Here is a 5,320-nt window from a genome sequence, read left to right as displayed (position 1 = left end):
CCAAAACCCCCCCCCCGCCCTTGAAATCTCCACCCCCGCCGGGCGGGGGGGGCGGCCCCCCGGGGGGGGCCCCCCCCCCCGGTCGCCCCGTTCCACCGACCGAGCCGACCGAGCCGCCCGTACCACCCGTACCGCCCGAGCCGCCCGAGGAGCCCCGCCATGACGTCCCCCCACCGCGGCCGTTCACTGGCCGCCCTCCTGCTCGTCCCCCTGGTCCTCACCGCCGGCTGCGCCTCCGGACCCGCGGCCCCCGCCGCGCCCGCCGCCAGGCCGTCCGCGTCCCTGACGCCGATGGACCCGCCACCGATCGGCGACGTCCCCCGGTTGACCGAGGCGGGCGACCGGGCCCTGCCCATCGAGGCCTACCTGCTCAGCGGGGAGCAGTTCCGGCAGTACGACGCGGCGCAGACCGTGCTGGTCGCCCGCTGCGTACGGGGGTTCGGCCTGGAGTACTCCCGGCCGCCCGGGTCCGGGTCGGTGCCGTCCCAGAGCCAGACCGCTCACCGGTACGACCCGGTCGAACTCGCCGACGTCTCCGTGCACGGCTACCACGCGCCCGACCCGGGCGGCGCGAGGAAGCCGAGCGGGGGAGCGTCGATGGGCGCCGAGCTCACCACCGTGCTCGGTACGGGCCTCGGGCCGGGCGGGAAGCCCGCCCCGGGATCGGCCACCGAGTTCCGGGGCAAGGGGCTGCCGCCGGGCGGGTGCGTCGGGGCCGCGCAGAAGGAGCTGACCTCGCGCGGCGGCACCGGCCGGGACGCCGACGTCGCGGTGGGGATCAACTACGAGGGCTTCGAACGCTCGATGACGGACCCCAGGGTCAGGACCGTCTTCCAGGACTGGTCGCGCTGCATGGGGGACCGCGGCTACTCCTACGCCACGCCCGGGGACGCCCTCAAGGACTCCCGCTGGGCGGCCGCCGCCGCGCCGTCCGCGGAGGAGATCGCCACGGCCACCGCCGACGTCGACTGCAAGGCCCGGACGAACGTCGTCGGGGTCTGGTTCACCGTCGAGACGGCCTACGAGGACGAGCTCATCCGCCAGCACCAAGCGGAGCTGACCGCGGTCAGGGCCGGCAACGACGCGATGCTGGAGCTCGCGCGATCGGTGGCCGCGGCCGGTTCGTAGGAGGTGCCGGAAACCCACGGGACCGGTCAGGATTCGAGAAGCCCCCGCCGCAGGGCCGCCCGTAGCGTCATGGGTATGGGAAACAACGAGAACACCGCGTCCACCGTGTCCCTCGCCTCCGTCACCCTTGAGGTGGCCGACGCCGGGGCAGCCCACCGCTTCTATGCCGCGTTCGGCGTGGAGCAGCACGTCCGCCTGCGGGAGTCCGCGGCGCCGACCACCGGTTTCCGGGGCTTCGCCATGGCGCTCACGGTGTCCCGGCCGGGCACCGTCGACGGCTTCATCGCCGACGCCGTGGCCGCCGGGGCCACGGTGCTCAAGCCCGCGGCGAGGTCGCTGTGGGGCTACGGCGGCGTCGTCCAGGCGCCGGACGGGACGGCCTGGAAGATCGCGACCTCGGCGAAGAAGGACACCGGCCCGGCCACCCGCGAGATCGACGACGTCGTCCTGCTGCTCGGCGTCGAGGGCGTCAAGGCCACCAGGGAGTTCTACGTCGGCCGGGGCCTGACCGTGGCCAGGAGCTTCGGCGGCAAGTACACCGAGTTCACCGCCGGCGGGCCCGGCGCCGTCAAGCTGGCGCTGTACAAGCGCCGCGCGCTGGCGAAGGAGGTCGGCGTGGCCGTCGAGGGCACCGGCTCGCACCGGATCGTCCTCGGCAGCACCGGCGCCGCGTCCTTCACGGACCCGGACGGGTTCGCCTGGGACAGTGTCGCCTTGGCCGCGGCCGGCTCCTGACCCGGTCCGGTGAACGCGCGGACGACGCCTCGGCCCGGACGCGGCCTGCCGGGCCCGGGGCGTGTCCTTCGGCTCAGCCCAGTTGCTGGGCCAGCCCGAGGATGATCCCGCCCGGCCCGCGGAGGTAGCAGAGCAGGTAGCTGTCCTCGTAGCGCGCCACTTCGCCGACGAGGACGGCGCCGTGGGGCCGGAGGCGGGCGAGGGTGTCCTCGATGTCGTCGACGGCGAACATGACGCGGTGCAGGCCGAGCGTGTTCGCCGGGGGGACCTCCGGCGCGGGGGTGATCGCCACGGGGGTGTGGTACGTCGCCAGTTCGAGCCGGCCCGGGGCGCCCGGGATCCGCATCATCGCGATCTCGCACCGCATGTCGTCGAGCCCGACGACCTTGCCCGCCCACTCTCCGTCCGTCGGCATCCTGCCTTCCAGCTCCATGCCGAGTGCGGTGAAGAACGCGATGGCGGCGTCGAGGTCGTCGACGACGATGCCGACGTTGTCCATGCGCTGAATCGTCATGCCCCGAGGGTAGGGGCCGGGGCCGACAGTGCCGGTGTCAATGCCCCCGGCGGTCGGCGCCGTTGCCCCGGACGGTCGCGTGACGGGCCGCCAACCGCCCTGGCCTGCCTTGCTGTTGGCGCGGTGACGGGCATTTGAACGTTCAATGTCGCGATTCGGAACGGTCCGGATGCGAACCTTGACGCCCGGGTCTTGACCCATGTGACCGGTGACATGTGTTATTTCACATGCCTCGGTGAGCACCCCCCAACGGACAGCGCGCGGAGGCAGCTCGACCCACCCCCACACAGGAGTGTTGATGAGTCAGTTCTTCAAGCTGCCAAGGGCTATGGCGGTCCTCGCCGCGGCGAGTACCGCCGTCGTCGGCCTGGGCGCCGCGCCGGGCTTCGCGGCCCCGGACAGCGCCCCGCCCGCGTCCGCACGCCACACGGCGTCCGCCGGGCACGGCCCCCGCATCCTGCCGCCGACCGGGAGCTCCGCCAGGGACGCCGCGAGCCGTGAGGCCGTCCAGGACCACCCCCTCACCGCCGCCCAACTCCCGCCGCGCAGCCCCCTGACCGCGCCCGCGACCGCCCCGCACGCCCCTGCGGCCACGCGGCTCGCCGCGGCGTCCTGCACCCCGGCCGACTTCGGCGGCCGCACCGGGTCCGCGCTGGTCTCCTTCGTCGAGGCCTCGACGCCCGACTGCGTCAACACGCTCTTCGGGATCGCCGGCTCCGACGCGTCCGGGGTGTTCCGCGAGAGCCAGATGATGACGATCGCCAACGCCCTCCAGGGCGTCGCCTCCGCCTACCCCGGGGACAACTCGACGGGGATCCTGCCACTGGTGCTCTACCTGCGCGCCGGGTACTACGTGCAGTTCAACCACCCCGCGGACGTCGGCTCCTACGACTCCGCCCTCACCACCGCGGTGGCGGGCGGCCTCGACGCGTTCACCGCGAGCCCGCACTTCACGGACGTCAGCGACGCGAACGGGCAGATCGCGGGCGAGGCCGTCATCCTCACCGACAGCGCGAACCTGCAGGCCCGCTACCTCGGCACGTACAAGCGGGTGCTGAACGGCTACACCGCCGCGTACGACTCCTCCTGGTACATGGTCAACTTCGTCAACGACGTCTTCACCCCGATCTTCCGCGGGCACCAGAACCAGGACTACGTCGACGCCGTCACCGCCGACCCGGGCCTCATCGACACCCTCGACGCCTTCGCGCTCGACCACCGCGGCCTGCTCGGCGGCACCAACTCCTTCCTCGACTCCAACGCCGGCATCGAGACCGCCCGCTTCATCGAGCACCCCGCCCTCCAGGCCAAGGTGCGCCCGCTGATGAAGGGCCTGCTCGACGCCTCGTCCATCACCGGTCCGACCGCCCCGCTGTGGGTCGGCGTCGCCGGGCTGGCCGCCGCCTACGACCAGGCCCAGTGCTCGTACTACGGCGTCTGCGACCTGCCCCAGCGGCTGACCGCCGCCGCCCTGCCGGTCAGCCGCACCTGCGACGCCACGCACACCGTCCGCGCGCAGGACCTCACCGCGGCCGACCTGGACGCCGTCTGCGCGAGCCTGCAGAACCAGGACCCGTTCGTCCACAACCTCGTCAAGGACAACGGCCCGATACCCGGCCAGTACGAGTCCACGCTCCAACTGGTCAACTTCGCCAGCCCGGCGGACTACCAGACCTACGCCGGGCCGATCTACGGCATCGACACCAACAACGGCGGCATGACGCTGACGGGCGATCCGACCAGCCCCGCCAACCAGCCGCTCTCGATCACCTACCGCCACCCGACCGACAACGGCTTCACGGCCCGCGTCTGGAACCTCAACCACGAGTACACGCACGCCCTCGACGCCCGCTACGACATGAAGGGCAACTTCTCGCAGCAGATCGCCGTGCCCGACGTGTGGTGGATCGAGGGCGTCGCCGAGTACGTCTCCTACACCTACCGCGGCGTCACCGACACCCAGGCGGTGTCCGAGGCCGCCAAGCACACCTACAAGCTCAGCACGCTGTTCCAGAACACCTACGACAACAGCGACACCACCCGCACCTACCCGTGGGGCTACCTCGCCGTGCGCTACATGGTCGAGAAGCACCCGGACGTCGTCCAGGCGATGCTCGGCCACTTCCGGGCCGGCGACTACCCCGGCGGCTACGCGGTCTACAACTCCCTCGGCACCTCGTACGACGCCGACTTCGACGCCTGGCTGACTGCCTGCGCCGCCGGTGCGTGCGCCACCACGGGCGGCACCCCGACCGCCGCGTTCGACAGCACCGCCGACGGCCTGACCGTGCGGCTCACCGACCGCTCCACCGAGACCGGCGGCGGCCGGATCGCCTCCTGGGCCTGGGACTTCGGCGACGGCACCACCGCCACCACGGCCAGCCCGGCGAAGACGTACACCGCACCCGGCACCTACACCGTCACCCTGACCGTCACCGACGACAGCGGCCACACCGCCACCGCGAGCAAGTCGCTCACCGTCACCGACGGCACGACGGCGTGCACCGCGGCCGACACCCGGGTGATGGACCGCAACTGCTACCGCACCGACCAGTCCGCGTCCGCGGGCAACCTCGACTACCTCTACATCTGGCTGCCGGCCGGCACCACCACGCTGACCGCCACCACCAAGGGCGGCACCGGCACGGCCTACCTGCTCTACAACCCGACCTCGTGGGCCACGCTCAACGCCTACAGGAGCGCTTCGTTCAACGACGGCTCCACCCAGAGCCTCACCGTCACCAACACGACGGCCGGCTACCGCTACATCAGCCTCTACGCCCGGACGGCGTTCAGCGGGGTGACCGTCACCACGCGGTACTGACCCCTCGCGGACAGACACGACAGCGGCGGGCCCGGACACCCACCCGGGGCGCAGCGCGGTGGAGTCGCGCTGCGACTGCGCGGTGTATCGTCGCACATGCGCGGTGACACGGGGGGTTT

At 72.4% G+C, this 5,320-nt stretch carries 4 protein-coding genes; 3 read left to right on the top strand and 1 reads right to left on the bottom strand.

Annotation, left to right across the window (positions count from 1 at the left end; all coding sequences use genetic code 11):
- Nucleotides 1-159: 159 nt before the first annotated feature.
- Complete coding sequence (locus ACFV4G_RS38940; RefSeq protein WP_380447530.1) at nt 160-1,128, top strand: hypothetical protein; 969 nt, start codon at nt 160-162, stop codon at nt 1,126-1,128.
- Between the two features lie 75 nt (nt 1,129-1,203).
- Entirely contained in the window at nt 1,204-1,863 is a 660-nt protein-coding gene (locus ACFV4G_RS38935) for a glyoxalase (RefSeq protein WP_380447529.1), read from the top strand.
- A gap of 73 nt (nt 1,864-1,936) precedes the next feature.
- On the opposite strand, the gene ACFV4G_RS38930 is transcribed toward ACFV4G_RS38935, so the two are convergent.
- On the bottom strand, nt 1,937-2,377 hold the full coding sequence (locus tag ACFV4G_RS38930; protein ID WP_380447528.1) for a VOC family protein: 441 nt from the start codon (nt 2,375-2,377) through the stop codon (nt 1,937-1,939).
- A gap of 298 nt (nt 2,378-2,675) precedes the next feature.
- Here ACFV4G_RS38930 and ACFV4G_RS38925 point away from each other — a divergent pair, with 298 nt between their 5' ends.
- Entirely contained in the window at nt 2,676-5,201 is a 2,526-nt protein-coding gene (locus ACFV4G_RS38925) for a collagenase (RefSeq protein WP_380447527.1), read from the top strand.
- Nucleotides 5,202-5,320: the final 119 nt, after the last annotated feature.

This window comes from Kitasatospora sp. NPDC059747 (assembly GCF_042732955.1).
GTDB lineage: Bacteria > Actinomycetota > Actinomycetes > Streptomycetales > Streptomycetaceae > Kitasatospora.
Note: the sequence above shows the minus strand (reverse complement) of the source record. Positions and strands in the feature narration are given on the sequence as shown.

Excerpts from the sequence above, each read along its gene's own strand:
- ACFV4G_RS38940 (WP_380447530.1), top strand. The coding sequence starts at position 160 with ATGACGTCCCCCCACCGCGGCCGTTCACTGGCCGCCCTCCTGCTCGTC.
- ACFV4G_RS38935 (WP_380447529.1), top strand. The coding sequence starts at position 1,204 with ATGGGAAACAACGAGAACACCGCGTCCACCGTGTCCCTCGCCTCCGTC.
- ACFV4G_RS38930 (WP_380447528.1), bottom strand. The coding sequence starts at position 2,377 with ATGACGATTCAGCGCATGGACAACGTCGGCATCGTCGTCGACGACCTC.
- ACFV4G_RS38925 (WP_380447527.1), top strand. The coding sequence starts at position 2,676 with ATGAGTCAGTTCTTCAAGCTGCCAAGGGCTATGGCGGTCCTCGCCGCG.